This is a genomic window from Rhodococcus kronopolitis (genome assembly GCF_042654025.1).
GTDB lineage: Bacteria > Actinomycetota > Actinomycetes > Mycobacteriales > Mycobacteriaceae > Rhodococcus_G > Rhodococcus_G kronopolitis.
The window spans coordinates 122942-140832 of the sequence record NZ_JBHSFO010000015.1 but is presented as its reverse complement, the minus strand read 5'-3'; the positions used below and the strand labels follow the sequence as shown (position 1 = coordinate 140832).

The window sequence follows — 17891 nt, the reverse complement described above, 5'->3', positions numbered from 1 at the left end:
TTCCCGGGCTCGTCGCCCCGCGATTGTCAATTGCCACGGGCCGAGTTTTCCACACCGGACCGATCGGTCAGACGCGTGCCGCCACCGGGGTGGGGGAGCTCACGGGTGCCGCCGAGTCCGGCCCCGGTGCGGTGCCGGTGGAGCCCGCCGGCCGCGCGCTCCACCGCATGGTCCCGAAGAGGCAGCCGCCGACGACCACCGCCGCGCCTGCCAGGGCGAGCGCGCTCGGCTGTTCGTCGAGTACCAGCCAGGCAGCGCCGATGCCGACCACCGGAACCAGCAGCGACAGCGGCGCGACCGTGCTCGCGGGGTACCGGCTCATCAGCACGGTCCAGAGGCCGGATCCGACGAGGGTGCCCAGGACGACGATGTACGCGAGCCCGGCCAGCGCGGGCCAGCCGCCGGGGCTCAGCGAATCGCCGAGGGCGGACCAGCCGGCGGTGGGCCCCTCGACCGCCGCGGACAGGGCCAGCAGCGGAAGCGGCGGGATCACGGTCATCCACAGCATCAGCCGCATCGGGTTGTCCGGTCGGGCCAGTCGGCTGCCGATGTTGCCGAACGCCCAGCCCAGCGCGGCGAGCATGGTCAGCAGCAGCGGCAGCACCGTCGCGTGCTGGGCCCGGTCCCAGCCGATCATCGCCATGCCGGCGACGGCAACCGCGATGCCGAGCACCTGCCGTCCGCTCACGCGTTCGCGCAACAGCGCCGCGCCGAGCAGCACCGTGAAGGGCGCGGCCGACTGCAACACCAGCGATGCCAGTCCGGTCGGCATCCCGGCGCTCATGGCCCAGAACAGGAAGGCGAACTGCACCACCCCGAACCCGACGCCGTAGAGCAGCAGCCATCGCAGCGGCACGGCCGGGCGGGGAACGAACAGGACCACCGGGACCGCGATCACCAGGAAGCGGAGTCCCGCGAAGAAGTACGGCGGGAAATGGTCGAGGCCGGCGCGGATGGCCAGGAAGTTCAGCCCCCACAGCAGCACGACGGTCAGTCCGAGCAGGCGGTCGCGAGTGGTCACCCGGACAATGGTGCGCCGTCCTAAGCATCAGGACAATCGAATATAAGTACACCTATGCAGTAGCTTTTCTACATGGATGTCGAACGTCTGCGGCTTCTCCGTGAGCTGGCCGACCGGGGCACGGTCGTCGCGACCGCCGTCGCGATGAACCTGACTCCGTCCGCGGTCTCCCAGCAGCTGAAGGTCCTGGCCCGGGAGGCGGGGGTCCCCATCCTCGAGCCGGACGGCCGCCGGGTCCGGCTCACCGCCGCCGGTCAGGCGCTGGTGCTGCGGGCGGAGGACGTGCTGGCGGCGCTGGACCGGGCGACCGCGGAGATGGACTCCTACCGCGGCTCGCCCCGCGGGCGGGTGCGGGTGGCGTTGTTCCCCTCGGGCGCCGCGCTGATGCTGCCCGGCCTGCTGCGCCGGCTCGCCGGATCCGGGGTCGACGTCGAGGCGCAGGACGTGGACGAGCCCGCGTCGGCGGTGCCGCAGCTGCTCGCCGACTTCGACGTGATCCTCACCCACCGGGACGAGCGCGCGCCGACGGTGGCGTCGCCGCGGGTCCGGATCGAGCAGCTGATGCGCGAACCCATCGACCTGGTGCTCTGGCCCGGGCATCCGCTGGCCGGCCGGGCCGGCGTCGAGCTCGACGAGCTGGCGGAGGAGAGCTGGATCAGCGTGCGCGGCGGATTCCCGGTGGACGACGTGCTGGAGTCGGTGGCCGCGGCGACCGGCGTCCGCCCGCGGGTGGTGCAGCGGATCAACGACTTTCGGGTGATCGAGGAGCTGGTCGCGGCCGGTCACGGGGTGGCGCTGATGCCGCGGCACGCGGTCGCCCACCCCGGCCTGGTGCACACACACCTCGCGGGTATCCGGGCGGCGCGGATCTACGATCTGGCCACCAGGCCGGCCGCGGCGGATCGTCCGGCGGTGGAGGCGGTACTCGACGCCTTCCGCGCCGAGGCACGGGCGGTGGTCGAGCGAGGCTAGTCAGCACAACGGCACCGGGTCCGCATGGCTGCGGGAACCTCGGTGCCGTTGTCCGGCAGTCGAACTGCCGGATCGTTCGTGACCTCTAGGCGAGCGCCTTGGCCTTGAGTGCCTGGAACTCCGCCTCGGTGATGGTGCCGTTGTCGAGCAGCGCCTTGGCGTCCGCGATGTGGTCGGCGGGCGACTTGCCGCCCGCGACGTGCTTGATGTACTCGTCCTGCTGGTCCCGCATGTGCTGAGCCGCACGGACCGAGCGCTTGGTCATCGCGTCGCCGTTGACGATCAGGTAGACCAACGCCGAGATGAACGGCAGGAAGATCAGGAAGACGATCCAGATCGCCTTGACCCAGCCCGAGGACTTCTCGTTGCGGAACAGGTCCCCGATGATCGAGAAGAGCAGCATCAGGTAGGCGATGAATGCGAAGCAGACGATGATGTACCAGATGATGTCCCAGAACGACATTGTGGTCTCCAGTTTCTGATGTGACGTCGGGTGTTGCCATGACAGTGGCAGAGTCGCCGGGCGCCCACCTCATTCTTTGCAGGTGAAACGCCGACAATCTTTGGTGGTCGAACGCCGGCCGGATATCGCGATACCCGGGGTCTCGTCGGCCGTCGATGCCGCCACGTCGGTCGGCGAGCGCCCGGGATGGGTGATTGACTGAGCCCGTGAGTCTCGGCCCGGGCGAAGTCGGGGTCACGACCCTCCCGGTGTGCGTGCTGGGGCAGCCCGGTTCGCGGACAGGCGGAGACCGGTACGAACGGCCCGGCTACCGGTCACCGCGGTGTTGGACCCACGACGGGCCGCGAGAAGAGGTGACAGGTATGTCGAATCTCGACGACTCGGATCTCGCCGACGTGGAGCGGGGATTCATCGCCGCGCTCGACCCCGGCGTGGTGACCGCGGCGGACGGCACCGTGGTGTGGGACAACGACTCCTATGCCTTCCTGGCGGAAGCCTGTCCGCAGACCGTCAACCCCAGCCTGTGGCGGCAGTCGGGGCTGGTCGCCAGGCAGGGCCTGTTCGAGGTCGCCGAACGGATCTACCAGGTCCGGGGGCTGGACCTGTCGAACATGACCCTCGTCGAGGGGGAGACCGGCGTCATCGTGATCGATCCGCTGATCTCGTCGGAGACCGCGGCGGCGGCGCTCGCGCTCTACCGGGCGCACCGCGGCGACCGAGAGGTTCGGGCGGTGATCTACACGCACTCGCACATCGACCACTTCGGCGGGGTCAAGGGGGTCACCACCGCCGAGGACGTCGCCGCCGGGCGGTGTCAGGTCATCGCGCCTGCCGGCCTCGTCGAACACGCGGTGGCGGAGAACGTCTACGCGGGAACCGCCATGGCCCGCCGCGCCGCCTACATGTACGGCGCGGCGCTGCCCCGCGGTCCCCGAGGCGGGGTCGGCGCGGGGCTCGGGCAGACCACCTCCACCGGAACCCCGACGCTGATCCTCCCGACCCTCGACGTGTCGACGACCGGTCACCTCGAGACCGTCGACGGGGTGCGCATCGAGTTCCAGATGACGCCGGGCACCGAGGCGCCGTCGGAGATGAACTTCTACTTCCCGGACCTGCGCGCGCTCTGCATGGCGGAGAACGCCACCCACACCCTGCACAACCTGCTGACCCTGCGCGGCGCCCTGGTTCGGGACCCGCACGTGTGGTCGAAGTACCTCACCGAGTCGATCAACCGCTACGCCGCGAAGTCCGACGTGGTGTTCGCCTCGCACCACTGGCCGACGTGGGGGACCGAGCGGCTGACCGAGTTCCTGTCCCTGCAGCGCGACCTGTACGGCTACCTGCACGACCAGACGCTGCGGCGGATGAACCAGGGCCGGACCGGCTCGGAGATCGCCGAGGAGATGGAACTGCCGCCCGCGGTCGCCGACGCCTGGCACACCCGCGGCTACTACGGCTCGGTCAGCCACAACGTCAAGGCCATCTACCAGCGGTACCTGGGTTGGTTCGACGGCAACCCCGCGCACCTGTGGGAACACCCGCCGGTCGAGTCCGCGAAACGGCATGTCGAGTACATGGGCGGGTCGGCAGAGGTGCTGCGCAGGGCCCGGGAGTCGTTCGCGGCGGGCGACTTCCGCTGGGTTGCGCAGGTGGTGAACTACGTGATCTTCGCCGAGCCGGGCAATGCCGAGGCGAGGGCGCTGCAGGCGGACACCCTCGAACAGCTCGGATTCGGTGCGGAGAACGGCACCTGGCGGAACTTCTACCTCACCGGCGCCCACGAACTGCGCAACGGTTCGGTCGGGACGCCGACGGTGGCGGCGGCGCCCGACATCGCGTCTGCCCTGTCGGTCGAGCAGGTCTTCGACGCGGTGTCGCTGCGGGTCGACGGCCCGCGCGCGTGGTCGGCGCGGATCGTCATCGACTGGCACGTGACCGACGAGAACCTCGTGCACCGGTGCGAACTGCGCAACGGGTTGCTGGTGCACTGGGATCTCGAGGACGAGTCGGCAGGCGCCGATGCCGTGTTCCGGTTGACCCGGCCGTTGTTGCTGCAGGTTCTGGTCGGGGGCGCCGACCTCGGAGCGGCGATCGCCGACGGCAGCATCGTCGCGGAGGGCGACCCGGGGAAGCTGGTCGAGCTGGCCGGCTACCTCGACAGCCCCGATCCGGACTTCGCGATCGTCACGCCGTAGGGCGCGGCGACAGAGTCGGACATGGGTGCGTCGCCGGCGCGAGGCTCGTCGGCGCGAGGCGTGGGCCCCACACCGGCACCCGCTCCGGCAGTCCCTCGCGCTCGTCGAGGGTCAGATCTCCGCGGCGACCTTCCATGCCGTGTGCATGGCGCCCTCGATGTAGTCGACCTGCCCGGCGTCGCCGACGACCCGCACGTCGACTCCGGCGGCCGCCAACGCGTCGGCCAGCGGCGCCGCGGCGGACACGCCGGACGCGACCACGACCATGCTGGCCGCCACGGACATGGTCTTGCCGCCGACGGTGAACTCGACGGTCTTGGGCGTGATGCGCTGTGCGGTGGCGTGCCGGTGGATGGTCACACCCATCGCGGTGGCGTGCTTGACGGCGGTCCAGCGACGCGGCATCGCCATCGGCACGCCCAGCTGCTGGCCCTCCTCGAGCAGGGTGACCCGGCTGCCCCGCTCCGCCAGGAACTCCGCCAGTTCGAGGCCGACGAGCGATCCGCCGATGACCACGACGTTCTTGCTCATCGGCAGGAACTTCAGGAACCGGCGGCTCAGGTTGCGGATCAGGGTGGGGCTCTTCGTGATGCCGGTGAGCGCGCCCAGCTTGCCCATGGTCCGGAGGAACAGCGTCTGGTCCGAGACGTCGCCGGATCCGGTCATCAGGTTCCGGAGGGTGTCGCCGGTGTGCACGTGCGGCAGGTCGCCGCCCGGGATGCCCGGCCGCTCGCGGATCGCGCCGGTGGCCACCACGACCACGTCCGGGGACAACGCCCGGATCGACTCGGCGGTGGCGGTCGTCTTCAGGCGGACCTCGATGCCGAGGCGCTCGACCTCGACGGTGAGCCAGTCGAGCAGCCGACCGTTGTCGGGGGTGGTCAGGGACGAGAACCACAGCGTGCCGCCGAGGCGATCGGTCTTGTCGAGCACCGTCACCCGGTGGCCGCGCTCGGCGGCCACCCGGGCCGTCTCGAGGCCGCCGGGTCCGGCGCCGACGACGACGACGTGCTTTCGGCTCGGGACGCCGGGGAAGGGCAGCAGGGTCTCGTTGCCCAGCGCGGGGTTGACCGCGCAGATCGGCGTGTCGTCCCAGAAGTTCTCCTGGACGCACACGTAGCAGTTGATGCAGGGCCGGACCTGGTCGGCGCGCCCGGCCACGAGCTTGCCGACCAGCCCGGGATCGGCCAGCAACTGCCGTCCCATCGCGACGAAGTCCGTCCGCCCCTCGGCGATCATCGTCTCGCCGACCTCGGGAAGCATGCGGCCGACGGTGATCACCGGGATCGACACCGCGCGCTTGATGACCGTGGCGTTGTCGGTGTAGTAGCCGACCTTGTCGGGCAGCGGGCCGTCGGTGAAGTTCGCGAACGCGTTCAGTGCGGTACCGGTGACGTGGATGGCGTCCGCGCCTGCCTGCTCGAACAGGGCGGCAGCCCCGGCCGCCTCGTCGACGGTCAGGCCGTCGGACTCGCCGTACTCCTGCCCGGCGAGTCGGACGATCACGGCCAGGTCGTCGCCGACCTCGTCCTTGACCGCGCGGACCACCTCGCAGGTCAACCGCGCCCGGTTCGCCAGCGATCCGCCGTACTCGTCGGTGCGCTGGTTCGTGTAGCGGCTCAGGAAGCCGCCGAGGACGTAGTTGTGGGCGCAGTGGATCTCGACCGCGTCGCCGCCGGCGGCCTTCACGCGGCCGGCGGCCTCGGCGAACATCCGGACGATCCACGCGAGGTCGTCGGTGGTGGCCTCGCGGTAGCTGGCCTTCTTGCCGCCCTGGATGGCGGCCATCTTCTGCAGTTCGGCCGGGGTGTTGTCGGCCAACGCGCTCATGTCGCCCGGCGCCTTCGGGGGAGACGGCACCAGCATGGACCGACCCTCGAGGGTGTCGATCCGCGCGACCTTGCCGTGGTGTGTCATCTGCACGCACAGCTTGCTGCCCGCCTCGTGGACGGCGTCGGCCAGCGCCCGGATGCCCGGGATGAACCGGTCCTCGGACAGGCCCGGCTCCTTCAGGCTGGTGCTGCCGATCGGGTAGGCGACCGCGCAGCAACCGGTGATGATCAGCCCGGTGCCGCCGGCGGCGCGGGCGACGAAGTGGTCGATGTCGGTCTGATGGATCTCGCCGTCAACGCAGAGGTTCATGTCCATCGCGGGGAGGACGACCCTGTTGCTCAGCGTCATGGGCCCGATGGTGCCGGGCGCGAGCAGGTGGGGGTACGTCTGGTTACGGGTCGTCACGATCGGTAGTCAATGCGAAACGGGCGCCGGGGTGGTGCTCGTTTCCGATCAGTGAGACCGGCGCGGAGACGACGAAGGGGCCGCACCCCGATGGGTGCGGCCCCTCCCTGCGCCTGGCTCAGTGCGCGCGGTTGACCGCCGAGACGACCGCCCGCAGCGACGCGGTGCTGATCGAGGTGGCGATGCCGACGCCCCACACGACCTTGCTTTCGCCGTCCTTCGTGGTGACCGCGGCCTCCACGTAGGCGGCGGCCTGGGCGTCGTCACCAGCGGACATGGCGTGCTCGGAGTAGTCGAGCACGCGGACGTCGAAGCCGATGCTGCCGAGCGCGTCGACGAACGCGGCGAGCGGGCCGTTGCCGGAGCCGGAGATCTCCTGCTCCTTGCCGTCGACCTTGACCACCGCGTCGACGCTGTCGATGCCGCCGTCCTCCTCGGATGCGGTCACCTTCTGCCGCATCCGCTCCAGCGGGGTGACCGGGGCCAGGTACTCCTCGTGGAAGACGTCCCACATCTCCTTGGGCGAGACCTCGCCACCCTCGCCGTCGGTCAGCTTCTGCACCGACTGCGAGAACTCCATCTGCAGCCGCCGCGGCAGGGCCAGGCCGTGGTCCGCCTTCATGATGTACGCGACGCCGCCCTTGCCGGACTGCGAGTTCACCCGGATCACGGCCTCGTAGCTGCGACCGACGTCCTTCGGGTCGATGGGCAGGTACGGCACCTGCCACACGATGTCGTCGACGTCCGCGTTCTGCGCCTCGGCGGTGACCTTCATGTCGTCGAGGCCCTTGTTGATCGCGTCCTGGTGGCTGCCGGAGAACGCGGTGTAGACCAGGTCGCCGCCGTACGGGTGACGCTCGGCGACGGGCAGCTGGTTGCAGTACTCGACGGTGCGACGGATCTCGTCGATGTTGGAGAAGTTGATCTGCGGGTCGACGCCGCGGGTGAACATGTTCAGGCCGAGCGTGACCAGGCAGACGTTGCCGGTGCGCTCGCCGTTGCCGAACAGGCAGCCCTCGATGCGGTCCGCGCCCGCCTGGTAGCCCAGCTCGGCGGCCGCGACACCGGTGCCGCGGTCGTTGTGCGGGTGCAGCGACAGGATGACGGAGTCGCGGCGCGCCAGGTTGCGGTGCATCCACTCGATGGAGTCGGCGTAGACGTTCGGCGTCGCCATCTCGACGGTGGCCGGCAGGTTCAGGATCACCGGGTTCTGCGGGGTCGCGCCGAGGGTCTCGGTCACGGCGTCGCAGACCTCCTTGGCGTAGGAGAGTTCGGTGCCGGTGTAGGACTCGGGGGAGTACTCCCAGCGCCAGTTGGTGTCCGGGTACTTCTTGGACTCCTCGAGTACCAGGCTCGCCGCGTCGGTGGCGATCTTCTTGATCGCGTCCTTGTCTGCGCGGAAGACCACCCGGCGCTGCAGGATCGAGGTGGAGTTGTAGAAGTGCACGATGACGTTGTGCGCGCCCGCGCAGGCCTCGAAGGTCCGGGTGATCAGCTCGGGCCGCGACTGCGTCAGCACCTGGATGGTGACGTCGTCGGGGATGGCGCCGTCCTCGATGATCTCGCGGACGAAGTCGAAGTCGGTCTGGCTCGCGGACGGGAACCCGACCTCGATCTCCTTGTAGCCCATCCGGACCAGCAGGTCGAACATGCGGCGCTTGCGGGCCGGGCTCATCGGATCGATCAGGGCCTGGTTGCCGTCACGCAGGTCCACCGCGCACCACATCGGGGCGCGGTCGATGACCTTGTCCGGCCAGGTGCGGTCGGGGAGGGTGACAGGCTCGACCTCGTCGGCGAACGGCCGGTACCGGTAGCTGGGCATCGAGGAGTTCTTCTGCGGGTTCCAGGATGGCTGGTCGGCAGGAGCGGGCTTGGACGGCGGCGTGATGATGCGCGATCCAGAGGTAAAGGCGTCGGCGGGTGACATGACGATTCTCCGAAATGAGGGGACGGGTGGTCCATGGGTCGACCGGCGCGACTGAACCCCGCGACGGGAAGCCAGTCTGGATCAGACCCCGTCGCGGCGGTGAAGAAGGAGCGCCCGCTGCATGAGGGGGAGTCTACTCGCCACCGGCGCGCTACGCGTTCTCCCCCACGGAAGCGGTGACGGTCGGCAGGTCCGGGCGCCGGCTCGAAACCCACGGTGCCGACCGGTTTCGCGGGGCGCAGGACCGGCCGGAACGTGAACCTGGACGCTTGTTTTCCAAAACCTGACTATGAGGGTTACAGGTTGGCTACTGTGTGGCCGTTGGATTGGGATTTCCCCGGATTGGGAGTCCCCCTTGAGTTTCGGTTTCTGGGAAGTGAGATGTGTATGTCGGCTTTCGTGAATGACCCTGCCCGGGTCGCGGTCGGTTCTCGACGAGTTTCGGGCCGGGGCAGCCTCGCGCGCCGCTGCGCCGCAGTGCTCGCCGGTACCGGAGTCGCGTTCGCCGGAATTGCGGCGCTGGCGCCCACCGCGGGTGCGGCCGTGATCAACGGCTGCGAGATCGTCGCCAAGCCGACGGCAGAGAAGTTCACCGACTGCGCCAAGGCCAACCTGGCCGGTGCCGCGCTCGGTGACCTCGACCTGTCGTTCGCGAACCTGGCCGGTGCGAACCTGAGCGGTGCGACGCTGGAGAAGTCGAACCTCTCCGGCGCGAACCTGACCGGCGTGAACCTCAACTCGGCGCTCGCCTCCGGGGTGAATCTGACGGGTGCGAACCTCAGCAATGCCAACGGTACGGACGCCGTCCTCGACAAGGCAGACTTGGGCGGTGCGAACCTCAAGGGTGCCACCTTCACCGGGGCGAGCCTGATCGGCGCCAACCTCAAGGACGCCAGTGATGCGGACCTGACCGGCGCGATCACCAAGGCTGGTCAGGGTGACGGCAGCCTCGACTCTGTGCTGGACGGGCGTTCGTTGATCGGCTCCTCGTTCATCGGTATGGACACCATCGGCATCATCGGCGGCGGTGGGGCCCTCCCGCCGGCCAAGACGCCCGCGCTGATCGATCTGTCCTTTGTCGGTTCCTCCACCTTCGCCCAGCAGGACCTGCTCCCCCCCACCGGTGGTGGCACCGGTGGGGCCACAACCGGTGGGGCCACAACCGGTGGTGCCCCCACCGGTGGTGCCAGCTCGATCGGATAGGCGGCAGTAGTCTTCGACTGTGCGCGGTCGACCACCCCTCAGCGGGATGGTCGACCGCGCACAGTTGTATCCGGACCTGGTGCCCGAGTTCAGTCGGGTAGCCGACGCATCTCGACGACGGTGATGCCCAGCGCATCGAATCGCGCCAGCATGCCGCGCAGTCGGGTGTCGCCGTCGATCGGTCCGTAGAGCGTCGTGTACGCGTGCGGCGTCGGGGCCACATCGAGTTCGGGAAAGGCTGCCAGCACGCGTTCGGAGAGTTCGCCCCGGAGCAGGAACTCGTACCGGACCCGCGAAGGTTGAGGGTGTGTCACCGACGCATCCCCCCTTCGGGTGGTCACTGTTGGGTCGGTCGTGCCGAAGAATCCGGCACCTCCCCAGTGTCGCCGCCGGCAGGTGTGGGGCGCCTCACCCTCGGATGGTGAGACTGCGCTGCCCGGCCCCTCAGAGCAGGCCGAGGGCCCGGGCCGCGGTGATGGCGTCCCGGCGCGTGCGCACGTCAAGTTTCCGGTAGACGCCACGGAGGTGGGTCTTGACGGTGTTCACCGACACGAACAGGTCCGCCGCGATCTGGTCGGCGGTCCGCCAGGACGGCAACTCACGGAGCAGTTCCATCTCGCGCGGGGTGAGCAGGCCGGACCGCGGGCCGACGGCCTGCGGAATGGCCGACCGCGCGGCAGCGGCGAAGCCGTCGAGCACGCCGAAGCGTCCGTGGTGGCGCTCGAGCAGGGTGCGTACCTGTTCGCCTGCGTCGCGGAAGGGCCGCAGCAGGCCGTCGGGTTCGGCGATGGTGAGGGCCTCGAGGAGCGCGGCCCTGGCGCCGATCGGGTCGTTGCGGTCGTCGGCGAGGCAGGCGGCGATCAGCCAGGCCCGGACCAGCGTGGTGACCGCCGTGCATTCGAGGTCGCCGCTCAGGACCGGAGCGAGTTCCCGCTGGGCCGCGTCGGCACGCCGGTGGTGCAGTGCCGCGGACGCGCCGAGTACCGCCAGCTCGCCGACGTCCCCGAGCTCGTGCGCGGTGACCTCCGCAAGCCGGGTGGCCCAGCCGACTTCGCCGACGCGCAGGAAGGCGCGCTGGACGGACGGCACCAGCAGCGCGGTCACGTAGGGCGGGCGCGGCCGGTCGGGATCCGGCGCCGTGTGCTCGCGGAGCACCCGGGCCAGGGCGTGCGGGTCGTCGGCGGACTCGAAGTCGAACAGCGCGGCCAGGCAGGCGGCGATCCGCATCGTGGTCGGGTCGGTGCCTGCGGCCAGCGCGGGGATGGATTCGCCTGCGAGTCGCCGCATCGGCTCCTCCTCGACCCGCAGGTAGTGCCCCCACGCGGCCAGCAGCTGGGCAACATGGAACGCCGCGGCGCCGGTCAGGTCGTGGGCACGGCCGAACGCCATCGCCTGCCCGGCCAGCTCGGACATGCGGGTGATCCGGCACCGGTCGGCCGCGACCGTTGCCTGCGCGACGAGCGCCTGCAGGACGACTGCGGGCAGGTCGGCCGAACGTGCGTCTGCCAACGCGTCCGCGAGGTGGCGGTCGGCAGCCCCGGTTCGGCCGAGGTGCAGCTCGGCCAGGCCCTGCTGGATCCGGGAGAAGGCGTCGAGTTCGGGGTTGCCGGTCGCGCCGACGGGTGCGGACTGCAATGTCTCGAGCGCCTCGGAGATGCCGCCGGTCCGGACGGCCAGCTGCAGTCGCAGGGTGTCCTCGAGGACGGTCAGGTCGGTGTGGTCGGTGGTCCGACCGTCGGCCGTGCCGAGGTGGGAGGTGGCGGCGGCGTCGTTTCCGCGGGCGAGTTCGGCCGCGGCGCGCAGCAGCCGGACGGCAGGCGCGGAGCGTACGACGAGGGAGGCGCGGTCGAGCACGCCGATGACGGCCTCGCCGTGTCCGGTGAGGACCAGGTGCAGGCCACGCTCGTCGAGCAGGGCCAGCAGCGCATCGTCGTCGCCGGTGTGCAGGGCGTGTTCCAGGGCAGGCAGGTAGTCGCCGGCGCGGCCGAACCAGAGCGCGGAGGTCTGCTCGAGGTCGGCGACCGCGCGCTGCCCGAGCCGACCGACCTCGGCGCGCAGGTACTCGCGCAGCAGGGGGTGGTACCGGTACCAGCCCGGGGATCCGGCGACTCGTTCGAGGAGGAAGTTGCTGCGTTCGAGGGAGTCCAGAACGGTCCTGGAGTCGATGTTGCCGGTCAGGTCCTCGGCGAGTTCGGCCGTGAACTGGTCGGGAATCGAGGTCTCCACGACAAACCGGCACACCCGCTCGGGAAGGCCGTCCAGCACCTCGTTGACCAGGTAGTCGGCAACAATTCTGTTGTCCCCGTTGAAGTCTGCGATCATCGAGGCGGGATCGGAGTGCCGGGCCAGGGAGATCGCGGCGAGCCGCAGTCCGGCGGCCCAGCCCTCGGTGCGGTCGTGGATCATCGCGAGCTCGGAAGTGTCCAGGCGTACTTCGTGCTCGTCCAGCAGGGTTGCGGTCTCCTCGGTGGTGAACGCCAGGTCGTCGGGCGCGAAGTCGTGCACCCGGCCGTCGAGTCGCATCCGGTGTACGGCCAACGGCGGCTCGAATCGTCCGGCAACGACGGTGCGCAGTGATGCAGGCGCCCACCGGAGGATCTCGTTCACGGTGTCGATGGCCGCGGGTTCGTGCAGCAGGTGCGCGTCGTCGAGCACCATCACGACCGGGTTGTTGCGGGTGCCGAGCATCCGCGACAGCTCGTCGGCATAGCGGTCGTCGGTGACGGGTGGCAGCGGGCGGACGGCGTCGGCCAGTGCGGCGTCGCTCGAGTTCTCCAGTGCGACATGCATTGACGCCCGGAGGGCGATCGGGTCGTTGTCCGTCTCGTCGACGGTGAGCCAGGCGACGGCCGGGCTGTCGGAACGGCACGCGAGCTCGGCCGCCCAGTCGGAGAGCAGCATGGTCTTGCCGGAACCGACTGGTGCGCTGAGCAATACGACCGCACCGGTGGATCGTTCGGTCTGGAGGGTCAGGTCGGAGAGTGAATCGAGCAGTCGCTGACGGCGAATGACCGGAGCGGCGTACGACGGTGGGCAGGTACGCAGTCGACGGGTATCCCAGCTCGTGACGGACAATCTGGCCTCCTCGCGTACGCAATGCCGGTGCCGGTTCCGGCGCCTGTTCCTGTGCACCAACGCGCCCCAATGCGGCGTATCCGCATCGGGGCCAGTTACGGGCGAGCGTAATCCTGGTCACGGTTTTGCGCGCGTTATCCGGTCGTCCACGGAGTGTCGTCGGCGATTGCAGCGGCAGGCCCGGATCCGTTCGGACGGCGTTCGAGGCGGTATCCGGATCGTGAGAGCTCCTAAACACCTACGAAAACACGCCGACCCACCGCCTAATGCGGTGGGCCGGCGTGCGTTCGTGTCAAGCTGCGTCAGCGCAACAGTCAGTCGGTCGCCGTGATACGCCGTGTTAGCTGGCAATTTGCGGACGAGCCGCCGACCGTCAGGTCGTACGCGCCGGGCCGGAAGGCCCACTTCCGGCTTGCCTCGTCCCAGACCTCGAAGGAACGCTGCGGCAAGGTGACGGTCGCCGTGACGGTTTCGCCGGCAGCCGCCTCGACGCTCGCGAAGCCGGCCAGCGCGCGGGCGGGCCGGGCCGGGTCGCCGTCGACCGGGGCGAGGTAGACCTGCACGACCTCGCGTCCCGACCGCGATCCGGTGTTGCGGACCCGGACCGTGACGGTCTCGCCGTCCCACTCGACGCCCTCGTACTCCCAGGTGGTGTAGCCGAGTCCGTGCCCGAACGCGTAGGCGGGCGCGACGCCGGACCGGTCCCAGGCGCGATAGCCGACGAACAGGTCCTCGCTGTAGACGAGCTTGCCGTCGACGGGGGTGACCTCGGTGACCGGGCAGTCAGTGAGCGTCGCGGGCCAGGTGGTCGGCAGCCGGCCGCCGGGCTCGGCCGCGCCGGTGAGCACCTCGGCCAGCGCCGAGCCGGCCTCCTGGCCGGGGAACCAGCTCAGCAGTACCGCGGCGACCTCGTCGCGCCACGGCATCTCCACGGGGGCACCGGAGTTGACGACCACCACCGTGCGCGGGTTGGCGGCGACGACGCGGGAGACCAGCTCGTCCTGACGCCCGGGCAGTGCGAGCGTGGTGCGGTCGAAGCCCTCGGACTCCACCTTGTCGGTGGTCGCCACGACGACGACGGCCACGTCGGCGCGGGCCGCGGCGGCCTCGGCCTCGGCCATCAGCTCCTCGGGGTCGCGCTGCGGCTCGAGGTGTCCCAGGGCGAAGCTGACGACGGCGATGGGGGAGCCCTCCATCTTCATCGGGTCGTACCGCAGCGAGATCTCGACGGTGCGCCCCGCCTCGAGCTCGACGACGGCACGGTCCTTCGGCGAGCCGAAGAACATCTCGAACGGGTCGAAGCTCTCCAGCGCCTGCTCGCCCTCGAACACGGTCTCTCCGTCGACGGCCAGGGTGAACCGGCCGATGCCCTTGGTGCCGAAGCGGTGCGGGCCGGACAGCTCCGGCGTGTAGGTGCCGAGGATTTCGACGGTCTGCAGCGTCGGGTAGTCGATGCCTTCGGGGAGGTCGCCCATCCACATGATGTTGCCGTCCGCAAGCGGGAGCTCGCGCTGCAGTGAGCCGTCGGCGGTGAGGCAGCGGGCGCGCAGGTCGAACCCGCGGTCGGCGACGCCCATCTCCTCGCTCAGCACCGTGCCGACGTGGTAGCTCAGCGCCCCCTCGGGCAGCGCGGCCGTCAGCCCGTCGAGTGGGGAGACGACGGTCTCGGGGAAGACCATGGCGGAGCCGCCGCCGAGCACCCGGGCCTCGCGCGCGGCCAGGCCGATCAGCGCGACGGAGGTCCCGGCGGGGTCGATCGGCAGGACCGGATCGCCGTCGACCTCGGCATTGCGGGCGAGCACGAAGGAGCGGCGGGCGACCTCGCGCGCGATCTCGCGGCCGTCGACCGCGGCGGGGACCTCGGCGACCGCGGCCGGGGCGCCCTCGAGCAGGCCGACGCGCGCGGCGAGCAGCAGGACGTGGCGGACGGCGTCGTCGACGACGGACTCGTCGACCTCACCGTCCCGGACCGCCTTGACCAGGAGCTCGCCGTAGACGGACACGGGGCCGGGCATCGCGACGTCGAGGCCGCCGAGGATCGCGCCCACCGTCGAACGGGTGCCCATCCAGTCGGAGACCACGATGCCGTCGAAGCCCCACTCGTCGCGGAGCACGCCGCGCAGCAGCTCGGCGTGCTCGCTCATCGTGGTGCCGTTGACGCTGTTGTACGCGGACATGACGGCCCACGGGCCGGCGTCGCGGACGATCGCCTCGAACGGCGCGAGGTAGATCTCGCGCAGGGCCTCGGGGGAGACGATGTTGTCGACGAACATGCGGTCGGTCTCGGCGTCGTTGGCCACGAAGTGCTTGACGGTGGCGCCGACGCCGCCGGACTGCACGCCGCGGACGAATCCGGAGCCGATCGCGCCGGTGAGCAGCGGGTCCTCGGAGTACGCCTCGAAGTGCCTGCCGCCGACGGGGGTGCGGTGCATGTTCACGGTGGGGGCGAGCAGCAGGTGCACGCCCTTGCGGCGGGCCTCCTGCGCGAGCAGCGTTCCCGCCCGGGCGATCAGTTCGGGGTCCCAGGACGCGGCCATCGCGGTCGGGGAGGGCAGCAGGACGGACGGGTCCTCCGGACCCCAACTGGCCCCGCGCACACCGACCGGGCCGTCGGACATCACGAGGGAGCCGAGGCCGATCTCGGGGAGCGGCGGCAGCGTCCAGATGTCCTGTCCCTGGAGCAGTCGCGCCTTCGCCTCCAGATCCAGCTTGGCGAGTGCCGATTCGACGGCCTTGTGAGTCGCTTCGTCTTCCATCGTGAACTCCTTCGTCATCGGGCGGGTATTGCCCTGGGCTTCCGGCCGGAGCGGCCGTGTCCGAAGCGGAACCCAGGATGCGCTGGGGTTTTGCGAAGGCTAGTCGAGCGGGGACCCTCGACCCGGGATCAGCGCGCGGCCAGCCTCGATCACGGCGCCGCGGGCGCGGGCCCCGCCGGACAGGTGATACCCAGGCTACCGTTTACCTAATGTCCACTAGGTGTCGTTATTGAAACGTTATCTAAGCATCGGGGGTGGGCGGGTGCGGTGAGCGTGAGCCCGCCGGATCCTCGGCTGGGGCGCCGGCCGTGAGTAGGGCGACGAGGTTTCGGAAGGCGGCGGGCATGTCCACCTCGTCCGGGGCCAGCAGCCACTGGATCTGAATGCCGTCGATCGCGGCGATCAGCAGCGGTGCAGCCTGCTCGGGCGTGAGTCCGCCGGGCATCCGGTCGCCAAACTCCTTGTGCAGGAATGCGGTGAACGTCTCGCGGGCCGCGGCGTACCGCTCGGTGAAGAACTCGCGAGCCGGATGTTGTCCGGTCGCACTCTCCGCGGCCAGTGCGGTGTACGTCTGGACGATGCCCGGGCGTTCGGCATTGAACTCCACGACCTGTTCGAGGTGGGCCAGTCGGACGTCGGTCGACCTAGCCAGAACCGCCGCGGTGTCCCACTGGTCGCGGGCCTCCAGCACGCCGATCAGCAGGTGCTTCTTGCTGGGGAAGTAGTGCAGAATGCCCGGTTGCGTCAGGCCGACGCGTGCGGCCACCGCGGCGAGCGTGGTGGCGCGGTACCCGCGCTCCGCAATCTCGGCCATCGCGGCGTCGAGGATGGCCTCGCGCCTGGCTTCCGCCTTGGCTGCTCGTCCGCCCCGCTGTCGCTCAGTCACGGGGCGAGCCTAGCGACGACGGGGATGATCCGGTGCGGCGACCTGCGGCATTCCGAACATCGTAACGATTGAATAACAAGACCTAAGGCCTGTTAGGTGCAATCGTTAGTCTCGGGCGTATGAACAGTCGCTTGAGTAGAGGTGTAGTGCTCCTCGCCGCCGCAACCCTGGCTCTGCTGGGGTCCGGGGCCACGGCGCAGGCCGGTGCACCCGCGCCGGGCGCCGCGCCGGCGAAGTCCGTCGAGGCCACGTACTCCGAGCGGGGGCCCTTCGAGGTGACCAAGCAGCTGGGGTTCGGCTGCTGCGACTCGTCCGGCCACAAGTTCGATGTCTGGTACCCCACCGACATCGGCGCGAACGGCGAGCAGCACCCGATCATCACCTGGGGTGACGGCACCTGGGCGCACCCCTTCCAGTACGACTACCTGCTCTCGCACCTGGCGTCCTGGGGTTTCGTGGTGATCGCACCCGACAACACCAACACGGGCTCGGGACAGGAGATGCTGCAGGCGGTGGACTTCCTCAAGGGTCAGAACGACGACCCGTCGAGCGTGTTCTACCAGACGCTGGACACCGACAACGTCGGCGCAATGGGTCACTCCCAGGGCGCGGTCGGCACCCTCAACGCGGCCATCACCTCGGGCGGCGTCGTCAAGACCGCCGTCCCCATCGAGCTCCCCGGCCAGTACATGTGCACGCTCAACCTGCCGAAGCCGGACGCGGCGATGACCGTGTGCGCGGACCCCCAGAAGCTCACCACCGGCTCCGTCCTGTACGTCAACGGTTCCGGAAGCCCCATCTCGTTGTCCACGCAGCCGCTTCCGTGGGAGCAGATCGGTCCCCAGTCCGCGCAGGGCTACTACGGCGCCACCCCCGACACGGTGCAGAAGGCGACGGCCACGCTGAACGGCCCGAACCACAACGACATTCAGGGCCAGCCCGGCTGCCCGCCGAACGACCCGGGTTGCGTCAGCGGCGTGCAGGGGTTCCTCGGCACCCTCACCGCCTGGAACATGGACAAGCTGCGGGGCGACGCGTACGCACACAGCGCATTCGTCTCCGGCGCCGGCGAGCTCTTCAGTCAGACCGCCTGGAGCAACCAGGCCAGCAACATCACCGGCTGATCCCGGCGGCGCAGGAGACAGGCGCCACCCG

At 70.0% G+C, this 17891-nt stretch carries 12 protein-coding genes; 4 read left to right on the top strand and 8 right to left on the bottom strand.

What is annotated here, in order from left to right; genetic code table 11:
* Positions 1-67: 67 nt before the first annotated feature.
* Complete coding sequence (locus ACFO6S_RS20150) at positions 68-1021, bottom strand: EamA family transporter (RefSeq protein WP_378419759.1); 954 nt, start codon at positions 1019-1021, stop codon at positions 68-70.
* Positions 1022-1093: 72 nt separating this feature from the next.
* Between ACFO6S_RS20150 and ACFO6S_RS20145 the strand changes: the two genes are divergently transcribed.
* Positions 1094-1993 carry a LysR family transcriptional regulator gene (locus ACFO6S_RS20145; RefSeq protein WP_378419758.1) on the top strand — a complete coding sequence of 300 codons (900 nt, stop codon included), beginning with the start codon at positions 1094-1096 and terminating at the stop codon, positions 1991-1993.
* A gap of 85 nt (positions 1994-2078) precedes the next feature.
* On the opposite strand, the gene ACFO6S_RS20140 is transcribed toward ACFO6S_RS20145, so the two are convergent.
* Positions 2079-2456, bottom strand: a complete 378-nt coding sequence (locus ACFO6S_RS20140) for an SHOCT domain-containing protein (RefSeq protein WP_378419757.1) — start codon at positions 2454-2456, stop codon at positions 2079-2081.
* A gap of 362 nt (positions 2457-2818) precedes the next feature.
* On the opposite strand from ACFO6S_RS20140, the gene ACFO6S_RS20135 reads away from it, so the two are divergent.
* Positions 2819-4651: an alkyl/aryl-sulfatase gene (locus ACFO6S_RS20135; protein ID WP_378419756.1), complete on the top strand. Its 1833-nt coding sequence runs from the start codon at positions 2819-2821 to the stop codon at positions 4649-4651.
* Positions 4652-4762: 111 nt separating this feature from the next.
* On the opposite strand, the gene ACFO6S_RS20130 is transcribed toward ACFO6S_RS20135, so the two are convergent.
* Together ACFO6S_RS20130 and leuA are read right to left on the bottom strand one after the other, a co-directional pair.
* Positions 4763-6889: an oxidoreductase gene (locus ACFO6S_RS20130; protein WP_378419755.1), complete on the bottom strand. Its 2127-nt coding sequence runs from the start codon at positions 6887-6889 to the stop codon at positions 4763-4765.
* A 118-nt stretch (positions 6890-7007) separates the two neighbouring features.
* On the bottom strand, positions 7008-8816 hold the full coding sequence (leuA, locus tag ACFO6S_RS20125) for a 2-isopropylmalate synthase (RefSeq protein ID WP_378419754.1): 1809 nt from the start codon (positions 8814-8816) through the stop codon (positions 7008-7010).
* A gap of 399 nt (positions 8817-9215) precedes the next feature.
* On the opposite strand from leuA, the gene ACFO6S_RS20120 reads away from it, so the two are divergent.
* On the top strand, positions 9216-10019 hold the full coding sequence (locus ACFO6S_RS20120) for a pentapeptide repeat-containing protein (protein ID WP_378419753.1): 804 nt from the start codon (positions 9216-9218) through the stop codon (positions 10017-10019).
* Between the two features lie 89 nt (positions 10020-10108).
* Here ACFO6S_RS20120 and ACFO6S_RS20115 read toward each other — a convergent pair whose 3' ends face one another.
* The 4 genes from ACFO6S_RS20115 to ACFO6S_RS20100 form a co-directional block, all read right to left on the bottom strand.
* Positions 10109-10333, bottom strand: coding sequence for a hypothetical protein (locus tag ACFO6S_RS20115; RefSeq protein ID WP_378419752.1), 225 nt, complete (start codon positions 10331-10333; stop codon positions 10109-10111).
* Between the two features lie 130 nt (positions 10334-10463).
* Positions 10464-13094, bottom strand: coding sequence for a winged helix-turn-helix domain-containing protein (locus ACFO6S_RS20110; protein ID WP_378419751.1), 2631 nt, complete (start codon positions 13092-13094; stop codon positions 10464-10466).
* Positions 13095-13408: 314 nt separating this feature from the next.
* Positions 13409-15850, bottom strand: a complete 2442-nt coding sequence (locus tag ACFO6S_RS20105; RefSeq protein WP_378419750.1) for a beta-glucosidase — start codon at positions 15848-15850, stop codon at positions 13409-13411.
* A 241-nt stretch (positions 15851-16091) separates the two neighbouring features.
* A complete protein-coding gene (locus ACFO6S_RS20100) occupies positions 16092-16736 on the bottom strand; it encodes a TetR/AcrR family transcriptional regulator (protein WP_378419749.1) in 645 nt (214 codons plus the stop codon).
* A gap of 131 nt (positions 16737-16867) precedes the next feature.
* On the opposite strand from ACFO6S_RS20100, the gene ACFO6S_RS20095 reads away from it, so the two are divergent.
* Entirely contained in the window at positions 16868-17860 is a 993-nt protein-coding gene (locus ACFO6S_RS20095; protein ID WP_378419748.1) for a poly(ethylene terephthalate) hydrolase family protein, read from the top strand.
* The last annotated feature ends 31 nt before the right edge of the window (positions 17861-17891 follow it).